The 16,718-nt window shown below is 59.6% G+C and carries 14 protein-coding genes; 6 read left to right on the top strand and 8 right to left on the bottom strand.

The window, feature by feature from the left end:
* Nucleotides 1-39: 39 nt before the first annotated feature.
* The gene (locus tag GV827_RS10185; RefSeq protein ID WP_164353848.1) at nt 40-1,998 is read right to left on the bottom strand and encodes an AMP-binding protein; all 1,959 of its coding nucleotides are present in this window, start codon (nt 1,996-1,998) and stop codon (nt 40-42) included.
* 213 nt (nt 1,999-2,211) lie between these two features.
* Between GV827_RS10185 and GV827_RS10180 the strand changes: the two genes are divergently transcribed.
* From GV827_RS10180 to GV827_RS10170, 3 genes are read left to right on the top strand one after another with little or no spacing between them, the layout of a single operon-like run.
* Nucleotides 2,212-4,122, top strand: a complete 1,911-nt coding sequence (locus GV827_RS10180) for a hybrid sensor histidine kinase/response regulator (protein WP_164353701.1) — start codon at nt 2,212-2,214, stop codon at nt 4,120-4,122.
* Entirely contained in the window at nt 4,119-4,820 is a 702-nt protein-coding gene (locus GV827_RS10175) for a response regulator transcription factor (RefSeq protein WP_164353700.1), read from the top strand. Before GV827_RS10180 ends, GV827_RS10175 begins: the two co-directional genes overlap by 4 nt.
* The gene (locus GV827_RS10170) at nt 4,811-5,281 is read left to right on the top strand and encodes a GNAT family N-acetyltransferase (protein WP_164353699.1); all 471 of its coding nucleotides are present in this window, start codon (nt 4,811-4,813) and stop codon (nt 5,279-5,281) included. The genes GV827_RS10175 and GV827_RS10170 overlap by 10 nt, the downstream gene beginning before the upstream one ends.
* Here GV827_RS10170 and GV827_RS10165 read toward each other — a convergent pair.
* A complete protein-coding gene (locus tag GV827_RS10165) occupies nt 5,270-6,469 on the bottom strand; it encodes a Zn-dependent hydrolase (RefSeq protein ID WP_164353698.1) in 1,200 nt (399 codons plus the stop codon). The two genes, GV827_RS10170 and GV827_RS10165, sit on opposite strands and share 12 nt — an antisense overlap.
* A gap of 107 nt (nt 6,470-6,576) precedes the next feature.
* Complete coding sequence (fdhF, locus tag GV827_RS10160) at nt 6,577-9,345, bottom strand: formate dehydrogenase subunit alpha (protein WP_164353697.1); 2,769 nt, start codon at nt 9,343-9,345, stop codon at nt 6,577-6,579.
* A 210-nt stretch (nt 9,346-9,555) separates the two neighbouring features.
* Here fdhF and GV827_RS10155 point away from each other — a divergent pair, with 210 nt between their 5' ends.
* From GV827_RS10155 to GV827_RS10145, 3 genes are read left to right on the top strand one after another with little or no spacing between them, the layout of a single operon-like run.
* Nucleotides 9,556-10,209 (top strand): histidine phosphatase family protein, encoded by a 654-nt coding sequence (locus GV827_RS10155; RefSeq protein WP_164353696.1) that lies wholly within the window; start codon nt 9,556-9,558, stop codon nt 10,207-10,209.
* A gap of 14 nt (nt 10,210-10,223) precedes the next feature.
* A complete protein-coding gene (locus GV827_RS10150; protein ID WP_164353695.1) occupies nt 10,224-10,841 on the top strand; it encodes a glutathione S-transferase family protein in 618 nt (205 codons plus the stop codon).
* On the top strand, nt 10,838-11,908 hold the full coding sequence (locus GV827_RS10145) for a saccharopine dehydrogenase (RefSeq protein WP_164353694.1): 1,071 nt from the start codon (nt 10,838-10,840) through the stop codon (nt 11,906-11,908). The genes GV827_RS10150 and GV827_RS10145 overlap by 4 nt, the downstream gene beginning before the upstream one ends.
* Here GV827_RS10145 and GV827_RS10140 read toward each other — a convergent pair.
* Genes GV827_RS10140 through GV827_RS10120 form a run of 5 tightly spaced genes read right to left on the bottom strand, consistent with a single transcriptional unit; the run spans nt 11,901 to nt 16,498 of the window.
* Nucleotides 11,901-12,632 (bottom strand): SDR family NAD(P)-dependent oxidoreductase, encoded by a 732-nt coding sequence (locus GV827_RS10140; RefSeq protein WP_164353693.1) that lies wholly within the window; start codon nt 12,630-12,632, stop codon nt 11,901-11,903. The genes GV827_RS10145 and GV827_RS10140 overlap by 8 nt on opposite strands.
* Nucleotides 12,629-13,192, bottom strand: a complete 564-nt coding sequence (locus tag GV827_RS10135) for a DUF3833 family protein (RefSeq protein ID WP_164353692.1) — start codon at nt 13,190-13,192, stop codon at nt 12,629-12,631. Before GV827_RS10135 ends, GV827_RS10140 begins: the two co-directional genes overlap by 4 nt.
* Nucleotides 13,192-14,430, bottom strand: a complete 1,239-nt coding sequence (locus GV827_RS10130; protein WP_235930315.1) for an MFS transporter — start codon at nt 14,428-14,430, stop codon at nt 13,192-13,194. Before GV827_RS10130 ends, GV827_RS10135 begins: the two co-directional genes overlap by 1 nt.
* Entirely contained in the window at nt 14,427-15,182 is a 756-nt protein-coding gene (locus GV827_RS10125; protein WP_164353690.1) for a DUF1365 domain-containing protein, read from the bottom strand. Before GV827_RS10125 ends, GV827_RS10130 begins: the two co-directional genes overlap by 4 nt.
* Nucleotides 15,182-16,498, bottom strand: a complete 1,317-nt coding sequence (locus GV827_RS10120; protein ID WP_164353689.1) for an NAD(P)/FAD-dependent oxidoreductase — start codon at nt 16,496-16,498, stop codon at nt 15,182-15,184. The genes GV827_RS10125 and GV827_RS10120 overlap by 1 nt, the downstream gene beginning before the upstream one ends.
* Nucleotides 16,499-16,718: the final 220 nt, after the last annotated feature.

Below are 16,718 nucleotides of genomic sequence, written 5' to 3'. Positions count from 1 at the left end.
GCGGGCGGGGCGTCGGCGCAGCCGGGCGTCGCGCGACCATCATTCCGCCGCCAGCTTCTTTGTCACCACCGGCACGACCTTGGCGTCACGTATTTCCAGCGTTGCCTTGATGCTGCCCTTGCGCCCGTCCTCATACGTCACTTCCGTCTCGGTCGAGATGGTCTTGGACCCGTCATAAAGCGCCGTAATGATGTCGTGATATTTTTCTTCGATGATCCGACGCCGCACCTTGCGTGTCCGCGTCAATTCGCCATCGTCCGCATCCAGTTCCTTGTGCAGCACGACGAAGCGATGGATCTGACACCCGGACAACATCTCGTCCTCGGCGACAGAGGCATTCACATCCTCGACATGGCTCTGAATCGTATCCATGACCTGCGGATGACGTGCCAGTTCCTGATAGGACGCATATCCGATGTTGTTCCGTTCCGCCCAGTTGCCCACGGCGGTCAGGTCAATGTTGATGAACGCCGCGCATTCGTCGCGTGCGTTGCCGAACACCACAGCCTCAAGAATATTGGGGAAGAACTTCAGCTTGTTCTCAACATACTTCGGCGCGAACAGAGACCCGTCAGCCATCTGGCCCACGTCCTTGGCCCGGTCGATAATCCGCAGATGCCCGGTATCTTCCTCGATAAAGCCCGCGTCGCCCGTCGCGACCCAGCCCTCGGCGTCCTTGGTATCCTTGGTGCTCTCGGGGTTCTTGTAATACTCTACAAACACACCCGGAGAGCGGTAAAACACCTCGCCATTCTCCGCAATCTTCAACTCAACACCCGGGCAGGTGACGCCAACAGTATCCGAACGCACCTCGCCATCCGGCTGCGCGGTGATAAACACCGTCGCCTCGGTCTGACCGTAAAGCTGCTTCAGGTTGATCCCCAATGACCGATAGAAATCAAAGATTTCCGGGCCGATCGCCTCACCCGCAGTATAGCCGACGCGCACCCGCGAAAAACCCAGCGTGTTCTTCAAAGGGCCGTAGACGAACAATTCGCCAAGGTTGTATTTGAACCGGTCCCACTGGCTGACGTTTTTGCCATCCAGAATGGCTGGCCCCACCTTGCGGGCGTGTTCCATGAAGTAATCGAACAGCCACTTCTTGAAACGGCTGGCGTCCTCCATGCGGATCATGACGTTCGTCAGCTGGGTCTCAAATACCCGTGGTGGCGCGAAGTAGTAAGTTGGCCCGATCTCGCGCAGGTCCACGGCCATGGTGTCCGCGCTTTCGGGGCAGTTCGTGCAGAACCCGGTCCACATCGCCTGGCCGACGGAAAAGATGAAATCGCCGACCCATGCCATCGGCAAGTAGGCCAGGATGTCGTCCGTCTGGCGCAGGTTGTCGAACTCGGACGAGGACTTCGCCGTCTCGATGATGTTCCGGTTGGACAGCACCACGCCCTTGGGCTTGCCGGTTGTACCCGAAGTATAAAGCATCACCCCGGTGCTGTCATAGTTCAGCTTGGCTTCGCGGGCGCGCAGTTCTTTGATGTATTCGTCATGGGCCGCCCGGCCCTGTTCCTGCACATGGGAATACTGGTGCAGGGTCGTGTGGTCATATTTCCGCAAGCCACGCGGGTCGAGGTAGATCATGTGTTCGAACTGGTGCAGTTGGTCCTGCACCTCGATCACCTTGTCGACCTGCTCCTGGTCACCCACGATGACAAAGCGCGCGCCGCAGTGATCCAGCACATAGGCCATCTCTTCGGCATTGGCGTCCTGATAAAGCGGTACGGGGATGGCGCCCACCATCTCGGCCGCGATCATCGCCCAGTAAAGATAGGGACGGTTGCGCCCGATGATGGCGATAAAATCGCCCTCGTTCACGCCGAGATTCAGCAGGCCCAGCGCCAAAGCTTCAACCTCGGCTTCCGTCTCGGCCCAAGTCCAGCTTTGCCAGATGCCATATTCCTTTTCGCGGTACGCAGGTGCGTTCGCAAATATTTTCGCGTTACGGTGCAAAAGCGCCGGAACGGATTGTTCTCCGTCGGCGCGCATCTCAGGCGTGGCCAAAATCGTTCCTCCCATTCCTGCCATTCTAAAGGGCAGGGTCGATCGCTTGATGCGATTCTCACATCCGCTAAGGATGCTTGTCAGAAGGTGAACGTCAACTTTTTCCTGAAGTTTTCCTAATTCTAACGAATTGTAACAGCGCCCGATCTTCCTTTGCGCGCCATCGCCCCCGATGTTAGCGATATGGACGGAGGATACATGCAAATCACGGATGAACAGGCCAAGGCGATGACCAGCGCAGGGCTCAACCTGATCGCGCAGGCGTTGACGATTTACGATTCCAGTCTCAATCTGGTCGTGTGCAACGCACCGTTTCAACAGATGTTCAGCCTGCCCGACGCGCTTGTTACGCCCGGCGCGACATTCGAGGAAACCATTCGCCATCTGGCAAGTCGCGGCGAATACGGGCCTGTCGAGGACATCGACGCTTTCGTGCAGGAACGCATCGAGACGGCTTTGGCGTTTGAGCCGCACTATATGGAACGCACCCGGTCAAACGGTCGCACGATTAGTGTCGAAGGCTCACCTTTGCCGCAGGGTGGTTGGGTCACGGTCTACACCGACATCACGGCGGCCAAACAGCAGGAAACCTTGCTGCATGCACGTTCGGATGCGCTCTCGGATCAGGTCCTTGCCCATGCCGAGCAACTGGCCGCCACCAACCGGGAACTGGCCTCCATGATCACCGCGCTGGAAGAAACCAAGCGCCAGCTGACCGAAAGCGAGGCCCGCACAAGGCTGACAACCGAGATGATGCCCGCCCATATCGCCCATGTGGACGCGAGCGGGCACTACACTTTTTCCAACCGGCGTCTGTCCAGCGTCATCCCCGGACGACCGAGCAATATTGTCGGTCTCAACATTCGCGACGCGCTTGGCGCCTCCGCTTTCGGACGGATCGAACCTTCGCTCAAAGACGCGTATGCCGGAACGCCCTCGGTTCTTGAGTTCACCGACGATGCCAGCGCGCGCCGCATCCGCGTGGCATTCACGCCGGATGGCCAATGCGGCGTCTATATCCTGTCGATGGACATCACCCAGGAAACCCAGACCCGCGTTGCCCTGCAACAGACCCGCAAACGCGAGCTTGCCGCGCAAATGATCTCGGGACTTGCACATGATTTTTCGAACCTGCTGACGATTATCCTTGGGATGCAATCACGGCTGAAACGGCAACCTGACCTGACTGCCGACGCGAAAGAGCTAATCGAGGGCACCTTGGCCGCGGCCCGCAGGGGCGGTGCGTTGCTGACCTCAATCGCCGATGTGACCGGCCCGCGTGAACTACGTCCTGTGGCGACGGACACAGCACAGCTTTTGGAAGATCTCACCACACTTGCGACACCAACTTTGCCGCCTGACGTCATTCTTCAAACAGAAGACCTGATGCCCGACACCACCGTTCTTCTGGACAAGGGGCGTCTGACCGACAGCCTGCTGAACCTGATCCTGAACGCCCGCGATGCCTGCGGCGCAAAGGGGCAGATCACCCTTCAGCAGCGGTGTGTCAACGACACATGGATCGAATGGGCTGTATCCGACAATGGCCCCGGTTTCTCTTCCTCTGCGCTTGATCGCGGCATCGATCCTTTCTTTACGACCAAGGGTTCTGAAGGGTCCGGCCTTGGGCTGTCCATGGTCTACGACATGACCAAGTCCGCAGGTGGCGATCTGCGTCTGCGCAACAAACCTGCAGGCGGGGCGCAAGTCATCCTGCGCCTGCCTTTCCGTTCCGCCCTTCCCGCCACGACCGGTCTGGTGCTTTTGGTCGAAGACGACGGAGACATTCGCGCAGCAGTCCGCGATATGCTGATGGAGCTGGGTCATTCCGTGATCGAAGCGACCAGCGCGGATGAAGCGACCGCACTGCTGGCAGATTTGCCAGACATCGCGCTGATCCTGTCCGATATCCAGCTTGTCGGAGAAGCAACCGGCCTTGATCTGGCTGCGCGTGTCGGAAACCAGCTTCCGCTGCTCCTGATGACCTCGCTGCCCGCCGATCATGCGCTATTCCGTGCGGCGCAGGCGTGCGCCCCGGTATTGCGCAAACCCTTTGGCGCGCATGATCTGGCTGCCCTGATCACGCCCTCTTCGGTGGCCGCACAATGACCAAACCACTTGTCACCATTCTGGACGATGAACCCGAAATCCGGACGTTGCTGGCCGACGCGCTGGAAGAGGCCGGGTTCGAAACGCTCAGCTTCGGCCGCGCCCGATCATTTGAGGCGGCTCTCGCCAAGCGCACACCGGACGTTTGTCTGGTGGACCTCAGCCTGCCGGACACCGATGGCCTGACCCTCGTGCATCGCCTTGCCTTGGAGCAGGGGGCTGTCGTCATCATCATCTCGGGCCGCGCACAGGTTCAGGACCGGGTGACCGGGCTTGAGCTTGGGGCGGATGACTACATCATCAAACCTTTTGACCCGGCTGAGGTCGTTGCCCGTATCCGCGCCCGCCTGCGCAGCCCCAAGCCCGCCACACAGGGCGGCAATACGGCCCATTTCAACGGCTGGACCGCCCATTTTGACCGGTATGTTCTGCAGGACGACCACGGCGAAGAAGTCCCCTTTTCCCACGCGGAAAGCGAAGTGCTGCGCCTTTTCCTTGAAAGTCCCAAGCGCCTGATCAGCCGCGCGCAAATGCAGGAATCTCTGGGGGGCGCGGCCTCTGAAAGCTTTGACAGGGCCATGGACGTCCGCATTTCGCGCCTGCGCACGAAGCTGCGCGAAGACCCCAAAAACCCGCAGTTGATCAAAACGATTTACGGTGCCGGATACATCTTTCTTGGGGACGTCACATGGCGCTAAGCCTCCGGCGGCATCAAGCTAATGATGCCGCCCTGCGCGAAATCCTGACGCTGATCCGCGAAAGCTTTGCCTATATGGATGGCAGGGTCGATCCCCCATCTTCAATGCACAGGCTGACGCTTGACACCCTTCAGACACATGCAGAAACAGGCGAAATCTGGTCCCTTGGGCCGCCACCAGCCGCCTGCGGTTTATTCACTCCAATGTCTCACGCCCTCTATATCGGAAAGCTGAGCGTGGCCCGGATTGCCCGGGGTCAGGGGCTGGCCCGACGTCTGATCGAGCATGCCGCCCTCCGCGCCAGATCACACGAATTACCTGTCCTTGAGTTGCAAAGCCGCGTGGAACTGACCGAGAACCACGCCGCGTTTCAGGCCATGGGGTTTCACGAGGTGGGGCGCACCGCCCATCACGGATACGCCGCACCCACCTCCATCACCTTCCGCCGCTCAGTCGTTTAGGGCAGTTACGGCTTCGGCCAGCACCTGCAGACCCGCAACAAGATCAGCCTCATCCGTATCTTCCTCGAAGGCGTGGCTGATCCCGCCTATGGAGGGTACGAACAGCATCGCAACCGGCATCAAGCGTGCGACGTTCGTCGCATCATGCAGCGCCCCGGACGGCATCCTGCGCCACCGGCCCGGCGCGACAGCCTCCGCACCGCGCTCCAACGCACCCCGCAACCTTGCATCCATCGCCGTCGGCTCCAATTCCCACATCGGACCGAAATAGACAGTCAACCCGCGCGCCTCAGCCACTTCTTCAGCCGTGTCCCGAACAATCTGTTCAATTCTGCGCAGCCGCTCTGCATCCCCATCGCGCCACTGCATGGAAAACGACGCCTTGCCCGGCACGATTGACGATGCATTCGGGTGCAGCGCCACATGACCAATCGTCCAGACGGTCGTCGGCGTCACCACGTTGCGCAGCCGTTCGTTCAACAGCGTGTTGAATGCCGACACCCCCTGAAACGCATCGCGCCGCAGATGCATCTGTGTGGTGCCCGCATGGTTTTGCTGACCGGTGAAGGTGATCGGAATCTCGCGGGTTCCCACGATCTCGGTCACCACGCCAATCTGCTCGTCCGCCGCGTCCAAGGTCAGACCCTGCTCGATATGCAATTCGACAAAGCCTTTGAACTGACCCGGATCAATCTCCCCGGTCACCATATCCGCGATGCCCGATCGGGCGTCCTTCAACGTCACACCATCATAGTCCGCAACCGCGTCCACCTCGGCAAGGTCAGAATAGCCGCTCCAGACCGATGATCCTGTCAGCCCGCCAAACCGGCCCTCTTCATCCTGAAACGACACCACTGAAATCGCCGGACCCCCGGTTTCCTTCGCCACGCGGGCCACTTCCAGTGCCGCGATCACGCCCAGCGCCCCATCCAGCCATCCCCCCTCGGGCTGGCTGTCCGAATGCGAGCCCATCAGCAACGACGGGCCATCTGCCAGTCCAAAGACATTGCCCATGGCATCCACTGCGGGTGTCAGCCCGGCATCGGTAAACCGCCCGACGAGCCATTTTCGCGCCGCGATATCCGCGTCGGAAAAGGCGGGCCGGACAACGCCTTTGCCGATCCCGGATGCACCGAAGGATCGCAATTCATGCAGATCCCGCAAAAATCGCTCAGATGATACTTTCACGCGGCCAGTCCCTTCATCTTTCCCCTACAATTCGGGGGAGTTTGAGGGGGCTAGCCCCCTCATCAGCAAGAATAGAATGGCATGCGGGCAAGGCCCGCACAATCGGATCACTCCGCGGCGATATCTTGCGCGGCCGCCTCGACCCGCACTGCGGAAAACTTGAACTCCGGGATCTTGCCATATGGGTCCACGGCCGGATTGGTCAGGATGTTTGCCGCCGCCTCCACATAGGCGAAAGGCAGGAACACCATATCCGGCGACACCGCGCGATCCTCCCGCGCCATGATCTCGATCGATCCGCGCTTGGTCGTCAGGCGCACGTGCTCTCCGGGTGCTACACCCAGCTTGCGCAACGTCAAAGGATGGAGCGAACAATTCGCCTCCGGCTCCAACCCGTCCAGTACCGTCGCACGGCGCGTCATCGACCCGGTGTGCCAATGCTCAAGCTGACGACCGGTGGTCAGGATCATCGGATACTCCTGATCCGGCACATCGTCCGGCGCGATGATCGACGCAGGCGTGAACCGCGCGCGCCCATCGGGGCGCGGAAACCCATCGGCAAACACAATCGCCTGCCCCGGATCCTCTGGCGACAGCGACGGATAGGTTACCGCATTCTCCCGCTCCAGCCGTTCCCACGTGATGTTGTTCAGCGAATTCATGTTCAGCTTCATCTCGGCGAACACATCCGCTGGCCCGGCATAATCCCAGCCCAGACCCAGGCGCTTGGCCAGTTCTACCTCGATCCACCAATCCTCTTTCGCCTCACCGGGTGGCGGCACGGCGGGGCGGCCCATCTGTACCTGACGGTTGGTGTTGGTGACTGTACCCGACTTCTCGGCAAAGGCGCTCGCGGGCAGGATCACATCAGCGAAATTCGCGGTCTCGGTGATAAAGATGTCCTGCACGACCAGATGATCCAGCTTTGCCAAAGCATCGCGTGCGTGTTCCACATCGGGGTCGGACATCGCCGGGTTTTCACCCAGCACGTACATGCCGCGAATGTCGCCGTCATGCACCGCATCCATGATCTCGGTCACCGTGAGGCCCTTCTGGTTCGAGAAATCCTCCGATCCCCAGACCTCGGTAAAGGCGGAGCGCACGCCATCGTTCATCACCGACTGATAATCCGGCAGGAACATCGGAATGAGCCCGGCATCAGAGGCACCCTGCACATTGTTCTGCCCCCGCAAGGGGTGCAGACCGGCACCGGGGCGGCCGACCTGCCCTGTCATCAAGGCAAGCGAAATCAGGCAGCGCGAATTGTCCGTGCCGTGGATGTGCTGGCTGACACCCATGCCCCAAAAGATCATCGCCGCATTGGCCCCGGCAAAGGTCCGCGCAACATCCCGCAGGGTTTCCGCCTCGATCCCGCAAACCTCCGCCATCGCTTCGGGTGTGAAGTCGCGCAGGTGTTCTTTCTCGGCCTCCCAGTTCTCGGTGTAGGCCTCGATGTACTGTTGATCGTAGAGCTCTTCTTCCACGATCACATTCATGATCGCATTCAGCATCGACACATCCGTACCGGGACGGAATTGCAGCATGTGGCTTGAGAACCGCTTGAGCGCCTGCCCGCGCGGGTCCATCACGATCAGCTTGCCGCCGCGCTTGGTGAACTGCTTGAAATAGGTCGCCGCGACGGGGTGGTTTTCAATCGGATTGCAGCCGATGGCGATGGCCACATCGGCATTCTCGATCTGATTAAAGGTCGCCGTTACCGCGCCCGATCCGACGTTTTCCATCAAAGCAGCGACCGATGAGGCGTGGCACAGCCGCGTACAGTGATCGACGTTGTTATGGCCGAACCCCTGCCGGATCAGCTTTTGGAACAGATAGGCTTCCTCATTCGTGCATTTTGCCGACCCGAAACCGGCAACGCCGGTGCCGCCGATGTCCTTGAGCCCTTTGGCCGCGAAATCCAGCGCCTCGTCCCACTCTGCCTCGCGGAAATGCGTCTGCCAATTGCCGGGATCGACGTTCAGCCCCTTGGCCGGCGCGTCGTCACGGCGGATCAGCGGCTTGGTCAGGCGGTGTTCGTGGTGAATGTAGTCAAACCCAAACCGGCCCTTTACGCACAGACGTCCTTCGTTTGCGGGGCCGTTGATCCCGTCCACGTATTTGACCTTGCCGTCCTTGACCTTGAGAGAGACCTGACAACCGACGCCGCAGAAAGGGCAGATGCTTTCGACTTCCTTATCGAAATCAGCGCTGTCTCCGCGCTGCTCCGCATCCAGAACCGTTGCAGGCATCAGTGCGCCGGTCGGGCAGGCCTGCACACATTCGCCGCAAGCCACGCAGGTGCTGTCGCCCATCGGATCGGCCATGTCGAACGTTGGCCAACTGTCATGCCCCCGGCCCGACATGCCGATCACGTCATTGACCTGAACCTCGCGGCAGGCACGCACGCACAGGCCGCACTGGATGCAGGCATCCAGATTGACGCGCATGGCGACATGGCTGTCATCCAAAAGCGGGATGTGGCCCTCTTCCAGCTTGGGAAAACGGCTTTCCTCGATCCCGTTCATCGCCGCCATGTCCCACATGTGGCTTGAGCGGTCGTGGGCGTCCTCTTTCTGGGGGTGATCCGCCATCAGCAGTTCGATCACCATCTTGCGGGCGTTTTCGGCCCGCGCGTTGTTGGTCGTGACCACCATACCGTCGCTGGGTTCACGGATGCAGGAGGCAGCCAGCGTGCGCTCGCCCTCGATCTGGACCATGCAGGCGCGGCAGTTGCCGTCAGGGCGGTACCCCGGCGCAGGCTTGTGGCACAGATGCGGGATCTTCAGGCCGCGCCCATTGGCGACCTCCCAAATGGTCAGACCCTTCTCCGCCTCGACCTTCTCCCCGTCGAGCGTGAATGTGATCTTGTCCGCCATGGCCCTACTCCTTCAGCGCGTTCCCTATCCTATAGCGATTCCGCGACTGCCGCAGGAGGCCCAATCCCGACACCCTGCCCCGGTTTTACGCCAAGCCGTGTTTCCGATAGACGGCAGGCTTTCCTGCAGAGCCGGAAAAAGTCCAATCCCGCGCTTTCCCCTTTGACCGGGCTGGCCTATCTAGTCTGCAACAAAAGAAAGCAGGCGCACATGTCCCACATCACGCTCATCCGCCATGGTCAGGCCAATTCCACAGCCACGGACGAGGCAAGCTATGACAAGCTGAGCGATCTGGGCCACCAGCAGGCTGCATGGCTGGGTCACTACCTGCGCGATACGGCCAACCATCATAGCCGCCTGTTCACCGGCACCCTGACGCGGCATATTGAGACGGCGAACGGCATGGACATGCAGATAGAGCCGGTGCGCGATGAACGCCTGAACGAGCTTGAGTATTTTACCCTCGCCTCCTTGCTGGAAGAGCAGCACGGCATCGGCTTTCCTTCTGAACAGGGGGCGTTCGCAAGTCACCTGCCGCTGGTCTTCAATTACTGGCGGTCTGGCAAGATCGAAGGCACCCCGGAAACATGGGACCAGTTTCACACCCGCGTCGAAGACGCCTTGCAGGAGATTGCCGCGAAGCCCGGTCCGGCCCTCGTCGTGACCTCAGGTGGACTGATCGCGATGGCCATGGCACAGGCCATGACCCTTGATATCCCGGCGCAGGCACGCATGGCACTTGCGATCATGCACACGTCGATGCACCGGCTGTTTCCCATCGGCGGACATTGGTCGCCGGTCCTTTTCAACGCGGTCCCGCATCTGGACAAACCGGACCGCAGACAAGCTCAAACACATATTTAAAAGGTATTCGCACCATGAAGCTCTATTACGCACGCGGCACCATTTCGATCGTCGTCGCCATCACGCTTGAAGAGGCCGGACTGCAGTATGAGCCGGTCAAGGTCAGCTTTGCCGACGCCGAACAGACCAAGCCTGATTATCTTGGCCTGAACCCCAAAGGCCGGGTGCCGACGCTGGTGCTGGATGACGGTACGATCCTGACCGAAACGGGCGCACTGCTGGAATACATCGCGGCGTTGAAGCCTGACGCGAGCCTGGTGCCGCAACAGCCCACCGATGCCGCCCACATGCGCGGCGTGATGTATTACCTGGCCTCGACCATGCATGTCGCCCATGCCCACAAGATGCGCGGCAGCCGCTGGGCGGACCAGCAGTCAAGCTGGGACGACATGACCGCCAAGGTGCCGGAAACGATGTCCGCTTGCGCCGATTACGTGCAATCACATTGCCTGCGCGGCGACTGTGTTACCGGAGAAACGCTGTCGCTCGCGGACCCTTACCTGTTCGTCGTCTGCAACTGGCTTGCCGGGGATGGTGTCGATCCAGCGGATTACCCAAAGATTGACGCATTCCTGTCCCGCATGGAAGCGCGCGACAGCGTCAAGGCTGTTCGCACCAAGGGCATGCTATGAGCGCGCCACACCTTTGGGTCCGCGCCGAACAGCGCGACAATGAAACCCGCGTCGGCATCACGCCAGAGGGTGTTAAGACATTGCTGGATGCAGGGTTCGACGTGTCCGTTGAGGACTCCGAGACACGGGTCATCCCTACAAAAGACTTCGCGGCAACGGGCTGCGCGATAGTGCCTGCGCATAGCTGGCCGGATGCCCCTGAGGACGCAATCATCTTTGGCCTCAAGGAACTGCCCGACGATGGCACCCCTTTGCGGCATCGTCACATCATGTTCGGGCACGCCTTCAAGGGTCAGTCATCAGGGCAGACCTTGCTGAAACGCTTCAAGGCGGGCGGGGGAACACTGCTTGATCTGGAGTACCTGACCGACGACACTGGCCGTCGGGTCGCCGCCTTTGGATACTGGGCAGGCTTTGCCGGGGCAGCGGTCGCGCTGAAATGCTGGGCCGCACAGCAGCACGGCGGAATTGCGGGACCGGTCGCGCCCTACGCGAATGCCCAAGCGCTGAAATCCGCACTGGCCGATGAACTGCGTGATACTGGCACCGCACGCCCGACAGCACTGATCATCGGTGCGCTTGGACGGGTGGGGACGGGTGCGGCGGACCTGTGCCGCGCGATGGATGTCCCGGTGACGGGCTGGGACATGGCAGAAACGGCCCATGGTGGCCCCTTCCCAGAAATCCTCGATCACGAGATATTTCTCAACTGTATCCTCGCCGGGCCTGAAACGCCCATGTTCGTCCCCAGGACAGCCCTGAAAGCACAACGCAAACTGACCGTGATCGGTGACATCGCCTGCGATCCAGACAGTGATTTCAACCCGGTCCCCGTTTATGACCGCGCGACCACATGGGAGGCTCCTGCACTCCGGGTCTTCGAAACTCCGCCTATGGATGTGATGGCGATCGACAACCTGCCCTCCATGCTGCCACTGGAAAGCTCGCAAGATTACGCAGGGCAACTATTTCCGACGCTTGCAGAACTTCAGACTGATCCGCAGGGTGTCTGGGCAAGGGCAGAAGCCCTGTTCGCGCAGCACGTGCAGGCGGTCGGGCCTAGCTGAATATCCGATAATAAAGTGAGTCCGGCAGAAACTGGCTCAGCCGGAAGACCAGCGAGAATGCCCAAGGGAAGCTCTTTTTGAACTTGTCCGTGCTCATGTGCTCGAACACGGCCTGTGCGGCGTCATCCGGCTCCATCAGAAAGGGCATCTTGAAATCGTTCTTGTCGGTCAACTGCGTCTTGATGAAGCCCGGATTGATGACCTGCACCTGCACGCCGGTTTTGCGCAGGTCTGCATACATGCATTCGGCCAGAGACATCGTGCCCGCCTTGGACGCGGTATAGCCAATGGAGCCGGGCAAGCCGCGGAACCCCGTAAGGCTTGAGGTGATGACGATGTGACCTTTGTCGCGCGCGACCATCATTGGCACCACTTGCCCCATGACCCGCATGACACCGGTGAAATTGATGTCGGCCATGGCATTGGCCTGGTCCGCATCCCATTCCTTGGCACCGAACGGCCAATAGACACCGGCAAGGAAAACAACTCCGTCAACGTCGCCCACGGCCTTTGCCGCTTCGATCACGCTGTCGTTGTCAGAGACATCAACCGTCTGGTAGCTTGCCTTGCCCGGTAATTCATCCACCAGCGCCTTCAGCTTGTCCTCTGACCGGGCCGAGACGATGACTTCCGCGCCCGCCCGGCTCAGCTTGTGGGCTAGTGCCGCACCCAGACCGTCGCTGGCCCCGACAAGCCAGTAGCGTTTGGATTGCCAGTTTTTCATGCAGCCTCCCTGGGGCGGATCGTGGCAACAAGCTCTGCCACCCTGAATCCGAATTTGCGGAACTGGCTGCGATTCACAATGACCCCGTCGGGCGTCAGATACATCCAGTCCACTGTTTTCAGCACGTAACCGCCCGCACTTTCAGGCAGCTTGATCGAATAAAGCATCTGCACGGCCGGCCCGGCCTGCGCCCCTTTTCCACCACCCGGCACATCCTCAGCCTCGGTCGAGAACGATCCATCTTTACCCATCGTGATGATCCACTGGCGCTCCTGAGTCGATCCATCGTTGTATCGAAACAGCTCATCCATCACACCGCGACCGTCCTCCCAAGAGATATCGAAATCCGCAACAAAGGTGCTGGTCACCCGCCCCAGTGGCCCAAAGATGACGCCTTCGCAGACCATCTTGCCATTCAGATGCTGCTGGATGTCGAATGTCGGAAAGCCGTCCGCATAGTCTTCAATCGACTGCCCATAAAATTCCGCATAGCGGCGGCGCAGGACCACCAGACCACCCGTGATCAGGACGCCCAACAAGATCAAGATCACTGTTTCCATCATGCGTCCTCCATTCCTTTGATGCTGCTCAAGAGCACGATTGCAATCAGTTTCAATGCACAGGGTACGCCAGCATAAAGAAGGATCAGCAGGCGCACCGCTTCGGGCGGGCTCTCCTGTGATCCGGTTTGCAGTCCTGTGCTTTCAAGTAGGGGAAGTAGTGCGACTGCCGCCAAAGCCAACGTGAACTTTGAAACAAATGACCACAGCCCAAAGCCTTCGGCAGCAGACGGTGAGATTTTCGCCATGCGGGTGGCGAACATGGCGGGCAACAACGTCAGGTCCGCCCCCAGCACCGCACCCGATGCCAGACAGACCACTGCGAAAAGCCATTGATCCCCCGGTCCCAGAAAAAGCGCGCCGCCAAAAGCAAGGATGCCAAGGACCATGGCGCAGAGCAGCACAGGCTTGCCACCAAAGCGTTCGGCCAACATGCCCCAGAACGGCGCCGCACCGGCAGCAGACAAAAAGAACAGCAGCAAAAGCGGCCCTTCCCATCCAGGTGCCTCCAATGCGATTTCGACATAAAAGAGAAACAATGTTGAGCTGACCGCAACGGGGGCCGCATTCACCAGCGCAATCAGCAGCAGCTTGCGCGCCAACGGATCAGACAGGATCGTGCCAAAGCCCGTCGATGCAGGCAGACCGGTGTCTTTCCATTCGCTCTTCATCGCAAGGACCGATGCCGCCGCCAGCACCATGAACCCGATGGCAAAACCCGCAAACGGCGCGCCCATTACCACGCCCAGCGCCACAGGCGCGACCGAAGCTACGCAAACACCCAGCAGCGCACCTGTCTCGCGCCAGCGTGCCAGCAACAGATGCCCTTTGCCACGCATCGCATCGGCTTTGGCGACACCTTGGGCGTAAAAACAGATCGTGAGAAAACTGAAGCCCGAGAATACAAGCGTCAGCATCGCACCAAACCAGATCAAGGGATGCACGGGCGGCTGCACCGCAAACAACCCGATCATTGCTGCCGCCATGATGCCCGCGCCAATCGCCACTGCCTTACCACGCTGATGGCGCAGTTTTTCTGACAGACGGCCCAGCAGCGGGTCTTGCACTACGTCAAGCAACCGTAACCCGAAAAGGACCGCTCCCAAGGCGGCCAGCGAAACGCTATACTCATCGACGTAGAACTTGGGCGCGTGAATATATATGGGCAGCCCCGCCGCTGACAGCAGGGCCGCAAAAAGCGCATAGGCCGGAAGCCGCTGCGCCCACGCGGAACTCAACGGGAGACTTCTTCTTGCGGAGGTTCCGGGCGGTGTCTGAATGTCGCCCCCTTCCACCATAGCTTCAGCGCCTGCCAGTGAATAAGCGCCAGCACCCGACGCGCCCCGAACGGACGGCGCAGCATGGCCCGCAGGATACCGCCGTTGGTCAACGCCTTGCGCTTGCCCGTCAGCGTCGCGATCAAGCCGCCGTTGCCAGCAGTATAGTCAATCCAGACACCAACACGGTCGTCGTTTATGTCAAAACGGAACGTGTAGGCGCCTTCGACCGGTTGAAACGGAGAGACGTGAAAGATCTTTGTCGCGTGCAGCTGATCCTGGGGGCCGATGGGCCGCAAATCAGAGTGATTGCACAGGTAACAGTGGCGGTCGCCATAGGTGTTCGTCACCTCGGCGATAACCGTGATCAGCCCACCATCCACATCCCGACAAAGCCAAAAGCTCACCGGATTGAACACATGTCCCAGCACCCGTGGCTGCGCCAGAAGCTCAATCTTATCAACGCCGGTGATCTGATGTTCTGATAGCACCCTCCGCACCCAAGCGGCGCCTGTCCCCTCTTTCGGAGCCCCGCCATGGTCCACATCCTGAAGAGAGCTGAGACCCGCCTTGTTGCGCCCGAACAACCTGGGCGTCTTCAGCGGCGCTTCCGCATCGCACAGCACGTAGTCGATCGAATAGCGAAAGGCGTTTTGCACGGCGCCCTTGCGTCCGTGAAACGTATGCCCCGCGATATGATCGATTGTTTCCATTACTCGGCCGCGATCGGCATGGAACATGCCGCCTCAATCTGTTCGACGACATTTACAGCACTGGCTAAACCGTCCTCGTGGAAACCATGCCGCATCCACGCACCGCAGAACCACGTGTTGCGCGTGCCGTTATGGACCGCCACGTCCTTCTGTGCCGCCAGGGCCGCCAGATCGTAGACCGGGTGGCGCAGCGTGACCTGATCATAGATCAGCTCTTCGCGGATTGTCCGCTTGGTGTTGAGCGTGACAAAATGCATGTCATCCATCGGAATGGGCTGAAGCGAATTCATCCAATAGGTCAGGTCAATGCGATCAGTCGCGGCATCGCGATCTTCGGTATACACCCAAGACGCCCACGTTTTGCGCCGTTTCGGCATCATCCGCGTATCCGCATGAAGCGTGATATCATTGGGTTGGTACTTGATGGCACCCAGTGCTTTTTTCTCGACCGAATCCGCGTCTGTCAGCATGGCAAGGCTGTCGTCGGAATGGGTGGCGAACACAACTTCGTCAAAGCTTTCCCACTCACCACCCCATGTCTTGATCTCAACGCCCAGCGCGGTCCGGCGCACGCCCTGCACCGCAGCGTTCAAACGAATATCAACGCCATTGCGCACCATCGCCGCCTCAAGCCGGGTGACATACGACTGAGAGCCGCCTTTCACAGTATACCACTGATGCTGGCCCGAATAATTCAGCAGGGCGTGGTTCTCAAAGAACTGCACCATCGCATGGGCCGGGAAATCCATGATCTTTTCCGTGGGCGTTGACCAGATCGCGCCAGAGAGCGGCGACAGATAGTAGTCGCGAAAATACCGCCCCGTCCCCAGCACATCGAGGAATTCGGCAATCGTCAGAGACTTGTCCTCTGCAACCTTCAGCGCATTTTTGTTGAATTTGAAGATGTCGCGCAGCATCCGCACAAAGGCCGGGTTCAGCGCGTTCTTACGCTGAGCAAAAAACGCATCGGCGTCGTGCAGCGCATATTCCAGCCGCCCTCCGTCAATTGACGCACCAAAGCTCATGTTGGATTTGACCACCGGCACATCCAGCTCTTTGAACAATTCGGCCAGATGGGGATAGTTGGCGTAGTTGAAGACAATGAACCCGGTATCCACAGGCTGATCAGCGTTCTTGCCGGCAATCACCGTGCGGGCATGACCACCAATCCGTTTGCCAGCTTCGAATAGCGTAACGGCATGATTGCTTGCGAGTTTGTGGGCGGCGCCCATTCCGGAAATGCCTGCGCCAATGACGGCAATGTTGCGGCGCATGATGTTGCCTCGCGGTGCGAGGGTCGGTTCTTCGAAGGGCATAGGGGCTTAGGGTCCTGTAGATTTACTTCCTTGTGGAGGTAATACGATGCAACCACGAGGCCAGATTTAAAAAAGGCTCAAAGAAATTTTGATCCAGTGCGAAATTTGCCTCGTAACATCTTTATGCTAACTGAGATACAATCACGCGAAAGCTCGATCAGACCGACACGAAACCGTGTTGGCAGCGAAAGTATTGTTCTCAATATTGCGATGGATAAGC

Origin of the sequence: Sulfitobacter sediminilitoris, assembly GCF_010667575.1 — a bacterium.
Taxonomy (GTDB): domain Bacteria; phylum Pseudomonadota; class Alphaproteobacteria; order Rhodobacterales; family Rhodobacteraceae; genus Sulfitobacter; species Sulfitobacter sediminilitoris.
This window is presented reverse-complemented; position numbering and strand designations above follow the sequence as displayed.